General features: G+C 61.9%; 13 protein-coding genes. 6 read left to right on the top strand and 7 right to left on the bottom strand.

Going from position 1 to position 16,107, the window contains the following annotated elements; genetic code table 11:
• Positions 1 to 61: 61 nt before the first annotated feature.
• The 5 genes from ACIPHM_RS07465 to tssB form a co-directional block, all read right to left on the bottom strand.
• Positions 62 to 427 carry a hypothetical protein gene (locus ACIPHM_RS07465; protein ID WP_400326234.1) on the bottom strand — a complete coding sequence of 122 codons (366 nt, stop codon included), beginning with the start codon at positions 425 to 427 and terminating at the stop codon, positions 62 to 64.
• Positions 424 to 1,410, bottom strand: a complete 987-nt coding sequence (locus ACIPHM_RS07470; RefSeq protein WP_400326236.1) for a DUF4123 domain-containing protein — start codon at positions 1,408 to 1,410, stop codon at positions 424 to 426. Before ACIPHM_RS07470 ends, ACIPHM_RS07465 begins: the two co-directional genes overlap by 4 nt.
• Positions 1,410 to 3,752, bottom strand: coding sequence for a type VI secretion system Vgr family protein (locus ACIPHM_RS07475; RefSeq protein WP_400326239.1), 2,343 nt, complete (start codon positions 3,750 to 3,752; stop codon positions 1,410 to 1,412). The genes ACIPHM_RS07470 and ACIPHM_RS07475 overlap by 1 nt, the downstream gene beginning before the upstream one ends.
• An 82-nt stretch (positions 3,753 to 3,834) precedes the next feature.
• Positions 3,835 to 5,391 (bottom strand): type VI secretion system contractile sheath large subunit, encoded by a 1,557-nt coding sequence (gene tssC / locus ACIPHM_RS07480; RefSeq protein WP_400326242.1) that lies wholly within the window; start codon positions 5,389 to 5,391, stop codon positions 3,835 to 3,837.
• An 80-nt stretch (positions 5,392 to 5,471) separates the two neighbouring features.
• Positions 5,472 to 5,984 (bottom strand): type VI secretion system contractile sheath small subunit, encoded by a 513-nt coding sequence (gene tssB, locus ACIPHM_RS07485; RefSeq protein ID WP_400326575.1) that lies wholly within the window; start codon positions 5,982 to 5,984, stop codon positions 5,472 to 5,474.
• Positions 5,985 to 6,414: 430 nt separating this feature from the next.
• On the opposite strand from tssB, the gene tssK reads away from it, so the two are divergent.
• From tssK to tssE, 6 genes are all read left to right on the top strand, one after another.
• Complete coding sequence (gene tssK / locus ACIPHM_RS07490; protein WP_400326245.1) at positions 6,415 to 7,776, top strand: type VI secretion system baseplate subunit TssK; 1,362 nt, start codon at positions 6,415 to 6,417, stop codon at positions 7,774 to 7,776.
• A complete protein-coding gene (locus ACIPHM_RS07495; RefSeq protein WP_400326247.1) occupies positions 7,773 to 8,555 on the top strand; it encodes a DotU family type IV/VI secretion system protein in 783 nt (260 codons plus the stop codon). The genes tssK and ACIPHM_RS07495 overlap by 4 nt, the downstream gene beginning before the upstream one ends.
• Before the next feature lie 26 nt (positions 8,556 to 8,581).
• Positions 8,582 to 10,258, top strand: a complete 1,677-nt coding sequence (locus ACIPHM_RS07500) for an OmpA family protein (RefSeq protein ID WP_400326250.1) — start codon at positions 8,582 to 8,584, stop codon at positions 10,256 to 10,258.
• 109 nt (positions 10,259 to 10,367) lie between these two features.
• Entirely contained in the window at positions 10,368 to 10,865 is a 498-nt protein-coding gene (tssD, locus tag ACIPHM_RS07505; RefSeq protein ID WP_400326253.1) for a type VI secretion system tube protein TssD, read from the top strand.
• Positions 10,866 to 10,961: 96 nt separating this feature from the next.
• Positions 10,962 to 13,703: a type VI secretion system ATPase TssH gene (tssH, locus tag ACIPHM_RS07510; RefSeq protein WP_400326254.1), complete on the top strand. Its 2,742-nt coding sequence runs from the start codon at positions 10,962 to 10,964 to the stop codon at positions 13,701 to 13,703.
• Positions 13,700 to 14,122: a type VI secretion system baseplate subunit TssE gene (gene tssE, locus ACIPHM_RS07515; RefSeq protein ID WP_400326257.1), complete on the top strand. Its 423-nt coding sequence runs from the start codon at positions 13,700 to 13,702 to the stop codon at positions 14,120 to 14,122. The genes tssH and tssE overlap by 4 nt, the downstream gene beginning before the upstream one ends.
• Positions 14,123 to 14,179: 57 nt before the next feature.
• Here the strand turns inward: tssE and bluB are convergent, their stop codons facing one another.
• Positions 14,180 to 14,824, bottom strand: a complete 645-nt coding sequence (gene bluB / locus ACIPHM_RS07520; RefSeq protein WP_400326260.1) for a 5,6-dimethylbenzimidazole synthase — start codon at positions 14,822 to 14,824, stop codon at positions 14,180 to 14,182.
• On the bottom strand, positions 14,808 to 16,106 hold the full coding sequence (locus ACIPHM_RS07525; RefSeq protein ID WP_400326262.1) for a cobyrinate a,c-diamide synthase: 1,299 nt from the start codon (positions 16,104 to 16,106) through the stop codon (positions 14,808 to 14,810). The genes bluB and ACIPHM_RS07525 overlap by 17 nt, the downstream gene beginning before the upstream one ends.
• Between the last annotated feature and the right edge of the window lies 1 nt (position 16,107).

Genomic DNA, 16,107 nt, shown 5'->3' on the forward strand with positions numbered 1-16,107 from the left:
AGTTGATCTGCTTATCCATGTCAGGTGTGAATTGATCGCACTACTTACAGTGATCGTCGCATCATCTTGAAATGCGATGTCTTTCCATCACAACCTCGCGCTGGTCCGCCATCAGTAGTGCGTTGGCGTTTTGCCAACGTGCCGCCGCCTTCCCGAGCGTGACAGGGTCCACCGGAGGTTTCTTGTGCCTTAGCGCAAGGTAAGCGGCTTCGGCGTCGTTTAACTCTTTCCACCGCGCCCGACGTTTGGTCACCAAGGCGTCAAGATGGGCTGTCTCGGTGGCGTTGGGCGAACGATTGCTGCCCGGCTCTGTGATCACGGGGGCATGCGCACTGGCGACGAGTGGGCTGTGCTCGCTGGCATCGCATCCCGTGAGCGAAAGTACAGCGAAGATGAGCGAAGCGCGCGGTTTGATCGAACCTATCATTGATCAGGCTCACCTTCGAATGGTGTTGCCTTCGCATGTAGGCGAGAAACCTCGATCAGTACCTCCCGGTCGATGTTGGACAAAGCCTCGCGATGAGTCAGTTCACCTAGTGCCGCGCGGTCTAATCGTTCCTGGATGAATGGATGTTCGTCAAACGCCGGCGAAATTACGAGTCCCTTCGCAACGTAGATCAAGAGATCCTCATCGGGTATCCGGTAAGTTGCCGCGCGTTCGATCTGGTCTGACACGCGATGCCACAGCGCGGCGTCGGAAAGGTCGCTGAGAATCGCGCCATACATGTCGCGCAGTTGCATAGCGAGCTTATCGGGGACGCCGTGCCGGAGCAGATCTTTGTGTTGCTCTACCGACAGCATCTGCTCGCCGGATATATCGATATCCACGGTTGGCGCGGGATTGCAGTAGACAATCTCATTGAGGTCGCGATCGACATACCACAACTGCGCACACGGCGAAAGAAACGCGCGCGCCTGGCCCTCGGTCCATACCGAAAGCACACGCATCAGAATGCGGTTGTCGTAGAGATGCAGAAAGAACTCGTGTCTGTCTTCGGTTACGTAGTGGCTGAAATGCCGCAGATGCTTGCTCAAGGAATCGAGCGGTAACGCAGACCATAGCCATGTCAGTGCGTGGACATCGCGCCCCTGCGTCCAGAGGCGCCGGACCAATCGACTCTGAATATCTCGCGACTCGCTAAATGCGGTTCTGTCGATCCTAATCAGGTATGGGGCGATATCGACATAGGACTCAAATACCGAGTCCTGCCAGAGGGATGCCCAGGCGAGACCGGGGACCTGGGCCAACAGCTTGTCCAGACCCGGATTGGCGCGAGAATCCACAACGAGATAGAGATGTGTTTGTTGTTCACCATGCGAGAAATCTTCAAACTGGGCCAGCAGGCGCTCACGCCAGTTTGCCCACGCGAGTTCGTTTTCGAGCGGCGAGGCGATGTCCGAACCTTGCATTACGAGACCTCCGTCATGGCTTCGACGCCGCGGTGAGCATCCAGCAAGCATTCCTTACACGGACCGATCGGCATGGCTGGCAGGTCCACAGAGAGATTGCCCGGCCCGCTCCAGTGGAAGTTGCCGCATTTGAGAGTGATGTCGCCGGGGCAACCAAGTTCGATGTTGCCGCCATCAATCTTGATGTAGGCGCCTCCACTGGTAAGTGTCAATGCGCCGTGGGAAGCCGCGACAAATTCGCCATCGACGCTGCTGACATACACGTCCTTCGATGCAGACAAGTTGATAGCGCCGGTACGCGCTTGCATCGTGACGTCCTGTTTCGCGGCGACGAACCTCATCCCCTGTGCCTGTGCGAAGAGAGCCACTTGACGGCCGGCGGCGACGGTGAAGTTCCGCATGGTGCCTACATCGACATTCCCGCCTGCCGTGGCGAAGATGGTCCGATCGGCATTGAGCTGAAGATGCTCGCCGGACGTAAGCCCGATTCCGGACGTTGAACTCATGAGAATTGCTGAGCGCTTCAGCCCATCAAGAGTATCGGCGTAGAGCGCTTTCTGTTGCTTGAGTTCGGCCAGGGTGGTTTCGGCAGCTTGAACCGCTTCGCCCAACGATTCCATGCGTTCGATGGCACGTTGAAGCTGCTCCCGGGCACTTGCCATGTCGAGCTGATGACCTGACGCGCCGGGCTGGGCTTCCGTCGTCAGCAGCATTCCTTTCGGTCCACGTGCTGCCAAGTGCCCATCGGTACGCAACTCGGCACCCTGGCCACGCTTCGCATGGTCGCTATTCACCATATGCCCAAGATTCAACTCACTCGCCTGATAGGGCGTCGAGAGGTGAATATGCTCCGAGCCCTGCAGATCCTCCATGCGCTGCACATTGCCGGCGGCGGTGACAATCAGGTTTCGGGTCTTGTTCTCGTTGGTGACGAGATCGGGCTGCTCACTGTTGTGCATCGCCCCCACGATGATGGGCCGATCAGGATCTCCGTTGGTGAAGATCAGCGCGACCTCCGCGCCATCGATGAGCGGAAAGTGATGCCCGTACTTGCCACCGCTGTACGGCTTGGCCATGCGCACGGGACGGCTCGTCCCGCCGGGACTCCACGGATCCAGATCGAACGGCAGCTTGACCACGTAGCGGCCATGCTCGTCGAGATAGGCGTACTGGTAGTTGTTGGGGGACACCACGTGCGCAGGCAATATCCCGTCGACAACAGGGCGCTCGATCGCGTCGAGGTGGGTGCGCCACATACGGTTCGACGGAATACCCTCGAACTCGATCCAGAACGCCTCGGTCCGACTGCCGCGCGACTTGACCGACGTTACAAAGATGCCGTGAGGCGCATCGCTGGGCGCGGGCTCGACACGTAACACCTCGCCGGCTTCGAGCCAGAACGGATTACCGGTGCCCGAGAGTGTCAGTTGCCGCGCGAGATGCGCTTCGTGCCGAATGCGCGCAAGCCGATCGCCTTCCTCGGGTGTTTCGTAATGCTCGCCCCAGTGGTAATCGACGGCATGGGTCGTCGCATCGTCACTCCCGGCGCTCTGCTCGACGAGCAGCGGCGTATCGGCGGCGCGATGATTGTATTCCTGCAGACGAACGGCTTCCGGCACGCGGCACGTGCGCTTGTGCAGCGTTGTGATGGCTTCCGTGCCACTCGATTCCAAACCGCTATCGGGCCGATACGGCAGCCCCCTTCGTTTGCGCGCGTAGGCTTGCATGTCGTCGCCGAAGACAACGACGGCCCGATCTTTCTGCTGCTCGAAACGAAACCACACGCCTTCCTGAGCACAAAGACGCTGAATGAAAGCGATGCTCGTCTCCCGGTACTGTGTGACGTATTCCCGCCGTTTGTAGTTCTGGTCGCGCAGTTTGAAGACGAAGTCGACCCCGGCCGCATATCCTTCGTGACGAAGCATCGCCGTGACGATTTCTTCCAACGTCTGCTTTTGGAAAAGCCGACTGCTCACCGCTCGGTTCAGATCGGCAAGTCTGGGCTCCAGAACCACGCGGTAGCGGGTCTGGTCGGCGCTTGTTTCGAATTCGTCGAACTGGGTGATGATGCCGTGAATGGTGTATGCGTTGGATGCCCCATTCACCGGGGCTTGCGCGAGCGCTCTCCAGTTTGTGCCGGGCGAAATGGGATCGATGCTGAAGCGGGCCGGCCGCCCGAGCACCGAGTCCATGGGAATGCCCGCATGAGGGCTTGTGAATTCAATCTCGTAGCGGTAGAGCTGACTGACCTGGTCGGATCCGGTGAACTTCAATACCGAGAACGGCGCCGGATGCGGCGCCAGTTTCAATTCATAAGCCTGGGAAGGCACAAACGTCGACACGTGTATTCCTTGCAAACGCAAATACGGCAGTACCTCGGCGTGCCAGGTGGCGCGCCGAGGCGTTCATGCGGTCAAACCGAAATTACCCCTTGGCCTTGGGCAACTGCGACACGAGCGAGAGCCCGATGTCCATGCCTTCAACCTGGAAGTGCGGCACGATGAAGAGCTTCGTGCGGAAAAAGCCCGGGTTGTCGTCGATGTCTTCCACGATGACCTTCGCTTCTCGCAGCGGGTGGGAGGCTTGCAGCGCGTCGCTCGGGTCGTTCATCTCGGTGACGAGACCCTTGATCCAGCTGTTCATCTCCAGCTCAAGCACGCGGCGGTCCTTGGTCATGCCGATGTTCTCGCGCTGAATCAGCTTCAGGTAGTGAGCGATGCGCGAGAGCAGGAAGATGTACGGCAGACGCGCATTGATTCGGCTATTGGCCGTGGCCTCCTTCGTCTCGTACAGCGCCGGTTTTTGCGTGGAACTCGCCGAGAAGAAGCACGCGAAGTCGCGGTTCTTGTAGAACGACAGCGGAATGAAACCCAGATTGGCGAACTCGAACTCGCGCGTCTCCGGAATCAGCACTTCCGTCGGAATCTTCGGCTGCACGCCGGTGCCCAGGTCGTATAGGTGCACCGGCAGATCGTCGACACGGCCACCGGCCTGCGGGCCGCGAATCTGCACGCACCAGCCGTTGCTCATGAAGCTGCGGACCATGTTTGCCGCAAACGCAAACGAGGCGTTGACCCACAGGTATTTGTCGTGATCCGGTCCCTTGACGGCTTCCTCGTAGTTGAACGCGCGAACCGGCACGGTGTCCTTGCCGTACGGAAGACGGCCCAGCACGCGCGGCATTGTCAGTCCGACGTATCGTGAGTCGTCCGTCTCACGGAAGCTCTTCCACTTGATGTACTCGGCGCGATCCAGATAGTTGCCGATGTCCTGAATGGCGGCGACTTCTTCCATCGACTGCTTGCCGAAGAAGGCAGCGCCGACCGAACCGATGAACGGCATGTGCGCCGCGGCGGCAACCTTTGAGATATTGCGCAGCAGGGCCACGTCCATCGGCGAATTCTCGAACTCGAAGTCGCTGATCATCGCGCCAATCGGTTCGCCGCCCGGCGTGTCGTATTCGTCGACATACGTTTTGCGATACAGACCGCTCTGGATCAACTCCGGAGCATCGTCAAAGTCCTGCTGCAATGCGGCCTTCGAGACGTCCAGCACTTCGATCTTCACGTTCTTGCGAAAGTCCGTGCGCGAGACCAGCATCTTCAGACCTCGCCAACGCCCCTCGAGCGCCTGGAATTCCTGCGAATGCATCACGGCGTCCAACTGACGGCTGATCTGCCGATCCAACTGGCCAATGTGAAAGTCGAGCAATGACTTGTCCAGACGGTCGACGACCTGGCTCGACTTCGACACCAGCTCGAGGAATGCGTCCATACCGCGCGCAATGCGCTCGTCGGCCGACGCCTCGGCCAGCATATCGTTATCGCGGAAGGCCTCGATCGGGCGGGCTTGCGTTACGGGCTGGAGATTGATCCTGCTGCATAGCGATGCGTATACGCTATCGAGGGCAGTCTTGGGCGCCTCGCCGGCGTCCAGCACCACGGCTTTTGCCGTGCCTTGTTGCGCTTCTTTCGACTTCATTTCGGTTTCCGCCTGTGTTCGTTGAGCACGTGGTATTGCGATTGTGAAAAGCGTTGAGAGCCTGTTCAGGCTCCCTGCGCTCAGGCGTGACCTTCGGCCTGCGTGGCGGACGTGGCGATCTGTGCCAGCTCCCCGCGCAGTTTTTCCGACAGTCGCTTGTCCTTGAGCACCTTCTCGAACTCGCGGCGGAAACCGGTGTTGTCGAGCAGATTCGATTTCAGATCGCGCAACAGATTGCGCATGGCAAGGAGCGCCTGCAATTCAGGAATCTGACGGGCGACTTGCTCCGGCTCGAAGTCCTTCATCGAGCGAAACTGCAAACTCACCGGCATATCCGAATCGTCGCCGGCGAGCGTGTTGGGGGCCGCGAACTTGAGGTCGGGGGCGTAATCGGCCAGCACCGCATCGAAGTTATTTTTGTCGACGTTGACCTTGGCACGCTCAGCAAGGGGCGCCTGCTCGCGCCCTGCGCTGAAGTCTCCCGTCACCAGCATCTTGAGCGGCAACTCGACCTTCTTCTGAGCGCCACCCGTATGCAGATCAAGCGTGATGGAAACGCGATTCTTCGGTATTTCTTTCTGGAAGCTGTCCAATTGGCTCACTTTCCCTTTCGGTTTTAAAAAAGGCTACCCTCAGTGCTACACGTCGTGAGACTGAGAATGTGAAAGGAGAGCTATGTAACACGCAGTTTTTGTGCTGGTCAAAGCGCGTAGGGTTTAGTGGAATGTCTCTAAGTGCCAAGCATTTGGGATTTATCTCATTGACATTTGTTTTGGTGGTGGTGTTGTGGAAAAATCAAAATTATAAAATCATAAGAAAAACGGAAACTTACCCAAATTTCACCGTGTTTTTGAATTTTGTTTCGCTTATCACGCTGTCGAATGGATGGGGTTGGGAGATGACTTATTTTCAACTTTATTTCATTGATAAATGCGTCGAGTTAAATTGATTGGGGGTGGGTTGTTGTTGAGAATTTTCGTATAAAATCCGCCGCCTTATTTGCTCGGTTTTACGGCGATCTTTATGCGAATTGACAAGCCGCTTTGGCACGAAGGGTTGATTCTCTCTCCTCAGCATTTTCAGCAGCAGGATCGCTGGGCCGGATTTTCTCTGCAGCAGGTTGTACACAGCCAGTTGTCGAATCCATGGGGAACGCTCGATGTCGAAGTGGACGAACAGGCGCTCGAGGCAGGGCGCCTCAAGCTCAGTCGCCTCAAGCTGCGTTTTCCCGATGGCACGCCGATAGACACGACACTTGCCGACGCGTTGCCCGCTGCGCGCGATCTCACGCAAGGGCTGGCGCCCGACGTGCAGTCGCTCACGGTGCTCGCTGCACTGGCGATGCCGGACGCCAACGGCTCGAACTGCCAGCTCGATTCGTCACATACCTCGCGCCCGCGGCGCTCGTTCCGTGACTATGTAAAAGTCGTCGATCAATACGGCACCGAATCGGTCGAGATAGCCGCGGAGCGCCACGCCGTGAGACTGCTGTTCGATTTCGAGCCGCATGCCGACGACACCGTGTGTGCCGTCGCACGCTTGTCTCGCTCGGCCAACGGGCGGTTCTGTGTCGATCGCGATTTCGTGCCGCCCTGCCTGGCATTGGCCGGTCATGCGCGTCACATCGAGCGACTCGGTCGCATTGCGGACATTCTTCACGCGAAGAGTCTGGCGCTCGGCGTGCGACGCAACGAGCGCCTCGACCAGGTGGCGCAGGTGGCCGAGTATGGCGTGGCCGACGTGCAGCTCTTCTGGCTGTTGCATTGCATTCACCAGGCGTGGCCGCAGTTACGGCACTTTGCTCGCTATCCGAATCGCCCGACCGAAGTCCTGTACGTCACGCTGGCTCAGTTGGCCAGCACATTGATGACGTTCTCCACGCAAGCTCAGCTCATCGATATTCCCGAGTACGACCACCCGCGCGCCGATGCGGTCTTCGCTGTGCTCGAGTCCACGATTCGGGAACTGCTGGACGCCATCATTCCGTCTCGTGTCGTGCCGATCGGGTTGCTGCGCAAGTCGGCAACCACCTGGACCGGGCAGATTCTCGACGAGCGGATCGTGGCCGGTGCCGTGGACTGGTACGTCTCGGTCAGCGCACCGGTGACGGCCACGGAGCTAGTGCAGCAGTTTGCGCGTCTGTGCAAGATCGGTGCGCCGGACGATGTGGCGCGCATCGTCAACTCGGCGTTGCCGGGTATTCCCGTGGGTGCGGTGCAACGCGTGCCCTCGGCGATTCCTGTACGTCTGGACAACCAGTTCTTCGCGCTCGACGCGGCGAGCGATGCGCTCGCGCGCATGCTCGCGGCTCGCGCGTGTCAGATCTACCTGCCGGCGTCGCTTGCTGAGGCGTCGGTGGAACTCTATGCGGTGCTTCGCTCATGAATGTCATTGCCAATGAACGCGCCGAGTTGATAGCGGCCGAAGCGCTCGGCGCGGCCGACACGGCGGCACGGCGCGCACCTGCCGAGGCTGCGTCGACGGGGCCGATTCGTCCCTATATGCGCGATGCCGCTTTGCTCGTCGCAACGCTGACCGCCGGCGGTACCGTTCCGGACTCAGTGGCTTTGCGCGAGCGCGGCCAGACGTTACTCGACGAGTTCGACGCCGTGCTCCGGCACAATGGCATCGCCGAACAGGTCAGGAAGGAGGCGGGCGTCGCGTTGTGCGCTTTGCTCGACGAGACCGCATTGCGCCGTCTGCACGACGCGGACCGCGCAGGCTGGGAGCTTGCCCCGCTGCAGGTGCAGCGCTTCGGCATACATGATGCAGGGGAGCGAGTATTCGCGCAGTTGGAAGCCCATCTGGCGACACCGACCGCCAACGTGAATGTTCTTGAGTTTTACAGCGCTATTCTGGGGTTGGGTTTCGTGGGGCGCTATGCGCTATTGGGTGAGACCCAACGGCGCGAGTTCATCGCGGAGCTCGATAAGCGGATCGTCGCCCTTCGCCCGCAAATAGAGCCGCCGTTTGTCATCGAGCGGACAAGCCGGCGCCTGTCGGATGGGGTCCACTGGCTGTCCCCGTGGGCGATGGCCGGGATGTCGTGTCTGATCGCCGTGCTGGTATGGAGTACGTGGAGCGCTGCACTCGATGCTCAGCTCTCTCATGTGGCGCCCGCCAAGCGCGTCCCCGCACCTCACGCCGCGACGGCGCCGCGGTGACGGGCATGCGCATTGCCGGGATCCTGATGCATTCTCGCGGAATCATCCTCGCACTGGCTGCTGCGCTGGCGCTCACCGTGCTATGGCTGGTAAGCCCTGGCGCAACGGCGGTGGCGATCTTGCTGATGGTGCTCGTCGCGGGGTTGGCAGTCCTCGGCGTACGGTTCAGGGGCGGGAGAATGCGCGCCTCGCCGAGCGAGCGCGTGGCAGAAATCCATGCGGCATTGCGCACGACACTGGGTGACATCCCGAGCGAGCAACTCGCGCACACGCCGATGTTATTGGTGACGGGCGACGGCTTGGCGGCGATCTTCGAGCACGTCGGAAACGATCACCGTGTCCATCATGGGGGCGGCGCGATCTGGCTGCGAGTCGACGATCCCGCCGATTTACCGCAAGTGGCGATTGCTGCAAAACGCTGGCGTAACGGAAACCCGCCGCAGGGCGTGGTGATTAGCGTCGCGCCCGGGCTGCACGCGAGCCTCGATAGCCTGGAGGGGATGTTACGCAGTGTGCGACAGGCGTTGGCCGACGCGGCCAGGCGGATGGGCGTCGGATTATCGGGGCATGTGGCCGTCTATCAGCGCTTGTCGCACGGTGCTGCCAGTGTTTCGCCGGAGTGGTTCGGCATCGTGTCGGGAGACGCGCTCATCGGACCCCGCCAGTGTGAGCGCGTCGTGGTGTCTGCCGAGCAGGCGGCGCAACGCAGTGGCGGGCAGAGCGCGGCCGTCAGCCGCGCGGCGGCCCTGGCGTCGATCGTGCCATGGTCGATGCGCACCGTGCTGGGCAGTCTCGCCGGCGCAGATATGCCGGTAGCTCCCGTACGCGTACAAGGCGTCGCGTGGATCGACTGCGGCCCAGCGGCAGATTGGCAACATCCGTGGGCGCATGGCGTCGCCCTGCGCACGGGCGTACGACCCGCCGATGTCATGGCCTCGCCGCAACCTTGGCCGTTGCCGTACGCCTTTCTTGCCGCGATTCATTGCCGTTCGCCTTGGTCCGCCCTTTCCCGCACGGTCGCGCATGCGCTGGCGCTGTTTGCTTGCGCCGGTGCTTTCGCTTTTTGGGCGGCAGGCAAGCACAACGAGTCACTGCTTGTCCGGGTTCAGGGCCATCTCGCGCGATACGCCGCAGTGAAGCCGGGCCATGACGCCGCGAAGCGCGACGCGCTGCAAGCGTTGGTGAGCGATCGTGACGAACTGGATCGTTACGCGCGCCTGGGTGTGCCGCTGCGTCTGTCGTTCGGTTTGTATCGCGGGGCGCATCTGATGACAACGCTTGAGCAGGCCATTGCTTCGTATGTCTTGCCGTTGGCGCCGCCATCGACACCGCCGCTGACACCGCCTTCCGTGATAACGCTCGACGGCATGGCGATCTTCGATAGCGGTCGCGCAACGCTCAAGGCCGGTTCCACGAAGCGCATGGTCGATGCCGTGGAAATGATCAAGGCGCATACCGACAAGCGAGTGCTCATCGCCGGCCACACGGATAACGTCGGCGCGCCGGGTGCCAACCTGGCGTTGTCGAAAGCACGCGCCGAAGCGGTGCGGGACTGGCTTGCGGAAGCGGCTGACATTGCCCCGGCGCGGTTTGCGATTCAGGGCTACGGCGATACGCGGCCCGTGGCGAGCAACGACTCCGACGCGGGGCGTGCGCGAAACCGGCGCGTCGAAATTACGCTGGTGCCCGAGATCGGCAACTGACATCGCCCTCCCCATTTCCCTATTTCCCCGGCGCCATCGGTTCCGGGATTCAACCGCCCGCAGGCACATCCTTCGGGCACTTGTCGCACTAGCAATTTAGGAGCAACGCATGGCAATTCCTGGCTATATGTTTCTGTCTGACGACGCTGGAAAGAAAATCGACGGTTCGGTGACCGTCAAGGGGCGCGAGGGCAGTGTCGAGCTCGTTGCCTATGACCACGATGTCTATATCCCGACGGACGGCAACACCGGCAAGCTGACGGGCACGCGCGTGCACAAGCCGTACCTGCTGACCAAAGCCAAGGACCGTTCCACGCCGGAGCTGTACAAGGCGCTGACGTCGGGCCAGACGCTGCAGATGGTGACGATCCGCGAATACGCGATCGACAGCGCAGGCAAGGAGGAAGAGTACTTCACGACCGTGATGGAGAACGTGAAGGTGGTTCGCATCAAGGCCAAGATGCTGGATATCAAGGATCCCGCCTACGAAAAGCACAATCACCTCGAAGAGGTCGAACTGCGCTATGAAACCATCCAGTGGAAGTTTGCCGACGGCAATATCCAGCACACGGATTCGTGGAACGAGCGCGGCGGTAAGGCCGCCTGACGCATTGCCACGATAGCGATTTGCTGACAGCCGCAGCGCCACCGTCTGCGGCGTCGGCGTCGATCCCCGGCTCCTCCGAATTCCCTCCTGTCTGACATGACCTCTCGCGATACGACCCATCTCCTGCAACACCTCAACGCGCATTGCGCGACGGCCCTCGAGTCTGCTGCGAGTCTTTGCAGGATGCGGCTGGCGGATGAAATCACTGTCGAGCACTGGTTGTTGAAACTCCTTGAGGCGGGTGACGGCGATATTCCGGCGATTCTGCGTAACTACGGTATCGATGCAGATGTCGTCTGGGACGCCTTGATGTCCAGCATCGATCGACTGCCGCGCCATCTGAGGGGAAAGCCGGCATTGTCCCCTCAACTGGCCGCAGTCCTCTCGGACGCCTGGACACATGCCTGCGGGCAACACGCCCAGCGGCAGATCCGCTCCGCCAACTTGCTCCAGGCCATTGTCGATGCGCCGCACGTATTGCGCGCACGTGATGCGTGGCCGCTGCTCAGTATCGGCAGTGCCCAGATCGCTCGCCTCATGTCGCGTCTCGGCGAGCGCACCTGTGAAACGCAACCGGCACCGGACAGTCGGCCCATCGGAGATCGAGACGACACGCCGCCTGTGCCGGATACGCTCGCGCGTCATCACCCGGCGGTTTCGTCTGCGCACCCGCGAGCCGGGAGCCACGAGACTGGTTTGCCCGCACAGGGCGACGCGTTAGCGCGCTACGCGATCGATCTCACCGAAAAGGCGCGAGACGGCACGATCGACCCTGTTTTCGGGCGCGATCGCGAAATTCAGCAGATGGTTGACGTGCTGGCCAGACGTCGCAAGAACAATCCGATTCTGGTGGGTGAACCCGGGGTCGGCAAAACCGCGTTGGTCGAAGGGCTCGCGCTGCGGGTCGCGGCCGGCGATGTGCCGAGCGTCATTCGCAATGTCCGCGTGCTTACGCTCGATCTGGGGTTGCTTCAGGCCGGTGCCGGCGTAAAAGGCGAGTTCGAGCAACGTCTCAAGACGGTTATCGATGACGTGCAGGCATCGAGCGTGCCGGTGCTGCTGTTCATCGACGAGGCGCACACGCTCATTGGCGCAGGGAATGCGGCAGGCGGGGCAGACGCGGCGAATCTTCTCAAACCCGCGCTGGCCCGAGGGGAGTTGCGCACCATTGCGGCAACCACCTGGGCCGAATACAAGGAGTACTTCGAGCGCGATGCGGCGCTTGAGCGCCGTTTCCAGATGATCAAGGTCGACGAGCCCGACGACGACTCGGCGTGCCTCATGCTGCGCGGGCTCAAAACGCGCTACGCGACGTTTCACCAGGTCCATATTCGCGACGACGCGCTGGTGGCCGCCGTCAAGCTGTCGCGCCGCTATATCCCGGCGCGTCAACTGCCGGACAAAGCCATCGACTTGATCGATACTGCCGCCGCGCGAGTGCGCATGAGTTTAGACACGTCGCCGGTTGAGGTGCAACGTGCCGTCGCTACGGTCGGCGCGCTGGAGATGGAGCAGGCAACGCTTGAGGCCGACGCCGCCGAGGGCATTCTCGGCGCCGGTGGACGGCTCAAAGCCATCGAGACGGATCTGGCGCAGGCAAGTGCTAACGCGGCGTCGTTGAATGCGCGTTATGCACGTGAGCAAGCGCTGGTCGCTGCCGTGCTCAGGCTGCGCGAGACAGCACCGGAGGCGCGTGACGAAGACGCGCTGCCGCAGGCACTGGATGCCCTGATCGAGGCGCAGGGGCAAACCCCGCTGGTATGCGCCGATGTCGATGCACAGGCCATCGCCCGTGTCGTCTCGGAATGGACCGGTGTGCCGGTTGGCAATCTGGTGTCCGACGAGGTCCGTAGCCTGCTCTCGCTGGAAACGCAGCTCGCTTCGCGCGTCGTCGGCCAGGACTACGCGGTGCGGGCGCTGTCGAAGCACCTCCGCATGGCCAAGGCGGGTCTGACGTCGGAGCATGCACCGCTGGGCGTATTCCTGCTCGCTGGCCCCTCGGGTGTCGGGAAAACCGAAACGGCGCTGGCTTTGGCCGACGCGCTTTTTGGCGGTGCTGCCGCGCTCACCACCATCAATATGTCTGAATACCAGGAGGCTCATACCGTCTCCCAGTTGAAAGGCTCGCCGCCGGGCTATGTGGGATACGGCCGTGGCGGTGTGCTCACGCAAGCCGTGCGGCAACGTCCGTACAGCGTCGTACTGCTCGATGAGGTCGAGAAAGCGCATCGTGACGTGCTGGACATGTTCTATCAGGTGTTCGAGCGCGGCACCATGCGCGACGGGGAAGGGCGCGAGATCGACTTTCGTCATTGCGTGATCCTGATGACGTCCAACCTGGGCAGCGCAACGATCGAGGCGAGCACTCGGGAGATGCCGGACATTTCGCATGGCGCGCTGCTCGATGCGGTTCGGCCGGAGCTGGTAGCTCACTTCCAACCCGCCTTGCTCGCCCGCTTTCAGACGCTGCTCTACCGTCCGCTCATTGCCGACGCGCTGCGCTCGATTGTCGGCATGAAGCTGGCGAGGGTCGCGGACCGCCTGCGATCAGGTCACGGTGTGTCGCTCGATGTTGACGATGGGCTGGTTGCGACGCTCGCGCAAGGATGTCTGAATCGTGAATCCGGTGCCCGCAGCATCGACGCTTTCATCAATCAGCAGATCCTGCCGAGCCTCTCGGACGAGTTGCTCACACGTCTTGCTTCGGGGGAGGTAACGAAAGACATCGCGCTTTGCCTGTCGTCAGACGGTCAACTGGATATCGATTTCACCCGGAAGGAACGCGACGGCCTCACTCCGATGTCGAGCCCGGCGCCGCAAGTAGAGGCGAATTCGTGACAGCGGGGCCGTCCCTGTACGATGTGCTGCTCGGGCACATCGACGATGAACCCGTCGCAGCCCACGACGACAGGACGCTTGAGATCCTGAGCGTGCAGCGCAACGTGCATCGCATCCTGAATACTCGCGCGGGCGCAGTCAAACATCTGCCGGACTATGGCCTGTCGGACCTGAGCACGATCTACCGCGCACTTCCGGCCTCGGCAAGCGAGCTTCAGATGCAGTTGGAGAAGACCCTGCTTGCCTACGAACCGCGGATCAATGCGGTGGAGGTCGAAGCCGTGAACGACGCGGATCCCGGGGTCTCGATAAGTTTCGAGATGACGTGCCATCTCAAGAAGGCGGGGCTTGTCCGGTTCGGAACCTACTTCGAACCGCGTGGGCGCGTGAGGCTGGTCATGCGACGCCATGGCGTGTGAAGCGGCCCTTGCTGGGCGTTTACCGGCGAAGCGGGCTGGCGCCCGGGAGGGCGAATCTCACAGGGCGGGCCAGCTATTCTCGAAGACACATTCACTGAGCGGTTTGCGCGACGCCCAGCCTTCCAGCGCAAGCATCGGCGCTTCGTAGAACTGCTCGACGTGCCCAAGGCAGAGGATTGCCACGGGCTTGGCGCCGGCGGGCATCTGAAGCAACTGGCTGACGTCGTGCGGATCGAAGATCGATACCCATCCCATGCCCAGCCCTTCTGCGCGGGCGGCGAGCCAGAGATTCTGGATCGCACAGGCGACCGATGCGAGATCCATCTCGGGCAATGTCCGGCGTCCGAAGACATGGCGCTCGCGTCCGTCCATCAACGCCATCACCAGCACCTCGGCGCACTGCTGCATGCCCTCGACCTTCAGGCGCATGAACTCGTCGCGGCGAGTGCCCATGGCGTCTGCCGTTTTCAGCCGCTCGCGCTCCACCACCCCATGCAATGCGTCACGCAGCGCCGGGCGCGTAATGCGCACCATGCGCCACGGCTGCATGAACCCCACGCTTGGCGCATGGTGTGCGGCGTCGATCAGCCGGGCCAGAACGCCGGGGTCGATCGGACCGGGCACGAAGTGGCGCATGTCGCGCCGTTCGTAGATGGCGCGGTAGACCGCAGCGCGTTCGAGTTCGCTAAAAGGCTGAGCCATGGAAGAGAGCTGCCGTCAGTGCGGGGTTGGAGGGCCAGTAGCCGTGAAAATACGTCGCGACGATGGCGCCCACGCGGAACACCCGCTCGCCCGCCGTACCGGTACCCGGACGCGTCGCCCGGTAAATCGGTGTCAGTGGCGTTTCGATGTTCGAGTAGTGAAACGTGTGGCCGGTCATCGGGCCGTGCGTCGTGTCGAGTTGTTGCATGCCGAGCGCGGCAAGACGCGTTTGCATCGTCGCATGGCCCGGCAACAGGCCAAGCATCGGACTCGACGCGCCAGCGGTATCCGTGAGCCGGTCCAGCAGATACAACATGCCGCCGCACTCCGCCACGATCGGTTTGCCCGCAGCGGCATGCGCACGGATGCTGGCCGCGCTGACAGCGTTTTCCGCCAGGCTCGCCGCATGTAGTTCGGGGTAGCCGCCGGGCAGGAATAGCGCATCGGTTGCTTCGGGAACGGCGTCGTTCGCGAGGGGGGAGAAATACGCCACCCGTGCCCCCAGCGATTCCAGCAGGCGGATGTTCTGCGCGTAGACGAATGAGAAAGCGGTATCGCGCGCGATGGCGATCTGCTTGCCATCGAGCAACCGGGGCAGCACGGGCGATGGCGGCGCTTCAAAGTCGACGGGGGCCGGCAGCGCTGCGAGCGCCGTGTCGGCCAACGCGCGCGCGGTGGCCGCCATCCGGTCGCCGAGCCGCTCGATTTCTTCTGCCTGATGCAGGCCAAGGTGCCGCGCCGGCAGCGTCATTTCGTCGGACGTGCCGAGGTGTCCCAGCCAGCGAAGGTCGCCCGGCATGCCCTCTTGCAACAACTGCGCGTGGCGAGCCGAACCGACGTGGTTCGCGAGTACGCCGTGCATCGGCATACCGGGCCGGTAGCGTGCGAGGCCTGCGGCAATCGCGCCAAAGGTCTGCGCCATCGACTTGCCGGAGATGACGGCGACGACCGGCACGCCGAATGTCGTGGCGATGTCCGCGCTGCTGGGCGTGCCGTCGAACAGCCCCATCACGCCCTCGATCAGGATCAGGTCGGCGTCTTGCGCGGCGTCGGCGAGCAGACGCCGGCATTGCGCTTCGCCCACCATCCAGAGATCGAGCGAGAGCACTGGCGCGCCGCTCGCGCGTTCGAGAATCTTCGGATCGAGAAAATCCGGGCCGGTCTTGAAGACCCGGACCTTTCGCCCCTGCTGCCGGTGAAGCAATGCCAGGCCGGCCGTGACCGTGGTCTTGCCCTGACCCGACGCCGGCGCGCTGATGAACAACGCAGGGCACGCAGGCATG

It is taken from the genome of Pandoraea sp. NPDC087047, from assembly GCF_044745225.1.
In the GTDB taxonomy this organism is placed as follows: domain Bacteria; phylum Pseudomonadota; class Gammaproteobacteria; order Burkholderiales; family Burkholderiaceae; genus Pandoraea.

Coding starts and splice junctions, on each gene's coding strand:
- ACIPHM_RS07470 (WP_400326236.1), bottom strand. CDS start 1,410: ATGCAAGGTTCGGACATCGCCTCGCCGCTCGAAAACGAACTCGCGTGG.
- ACIPHM_RS07465 (WP_400326234.1), bottom strand. CDS start 427: ATGATAGGTTCGATCAAACCGCGCGCTTCGCTCATCTTCGCTGTACTT.
- ACIPHM_RS07500 (WP_400326250.1), top strand. CDS start 8,582: ATGCATTCTCGCGGAATCATCCTCGCACTGGCTGCTGCGCTGGCGCTC.
- tssK (WP_400326245.1), top strand. CDS start 6,415: ATGCGAATTGACAAGCCGCTTTGGCACGAAGGGTTGATTCTCTCTCCT.
- bluB (WP_400326260.1), bottom strand. CDS start 14,824: ATGGCTCAGCCTTTTAGCGAACTCGAACGCGCTGCGGTCTACCGCGCC.
- ACIPHM_RS07525 (WP_400326262.1), bottom strand. CDS start 16,106: ATGCCTGCGTGCCCTGCGTTGTTCATCAGCGCGCCGGCGTCGGGTCAG.
- tssH (WP_400326254.1), top strand. CDS start 10,962: ATGACCTCTCGCGATACGACCCATCTCCTGCAACACCTCAACGCGCAT.
- tssC (WP_400326242.1), bottom strand. CDS start 5,391: ATGAAGTCGAAAGAAGCGCAACAAGGCACGGCAAAAGCCGTGGTGCTG.
- tssD (WP_400326253.1), top strand. CDS start 10,368: ATGGCAATTCCTGGCTATATGTTTCTGTCTGACGACGCTGGAAAGAAA.
- ACIPHM_RS07495 (WP_400326247.1), top strand. CDS start 7,773: ATGAATGTCATTGCCAATGAACGCGCCGAGTTGATAGCGGCCGAAGCG.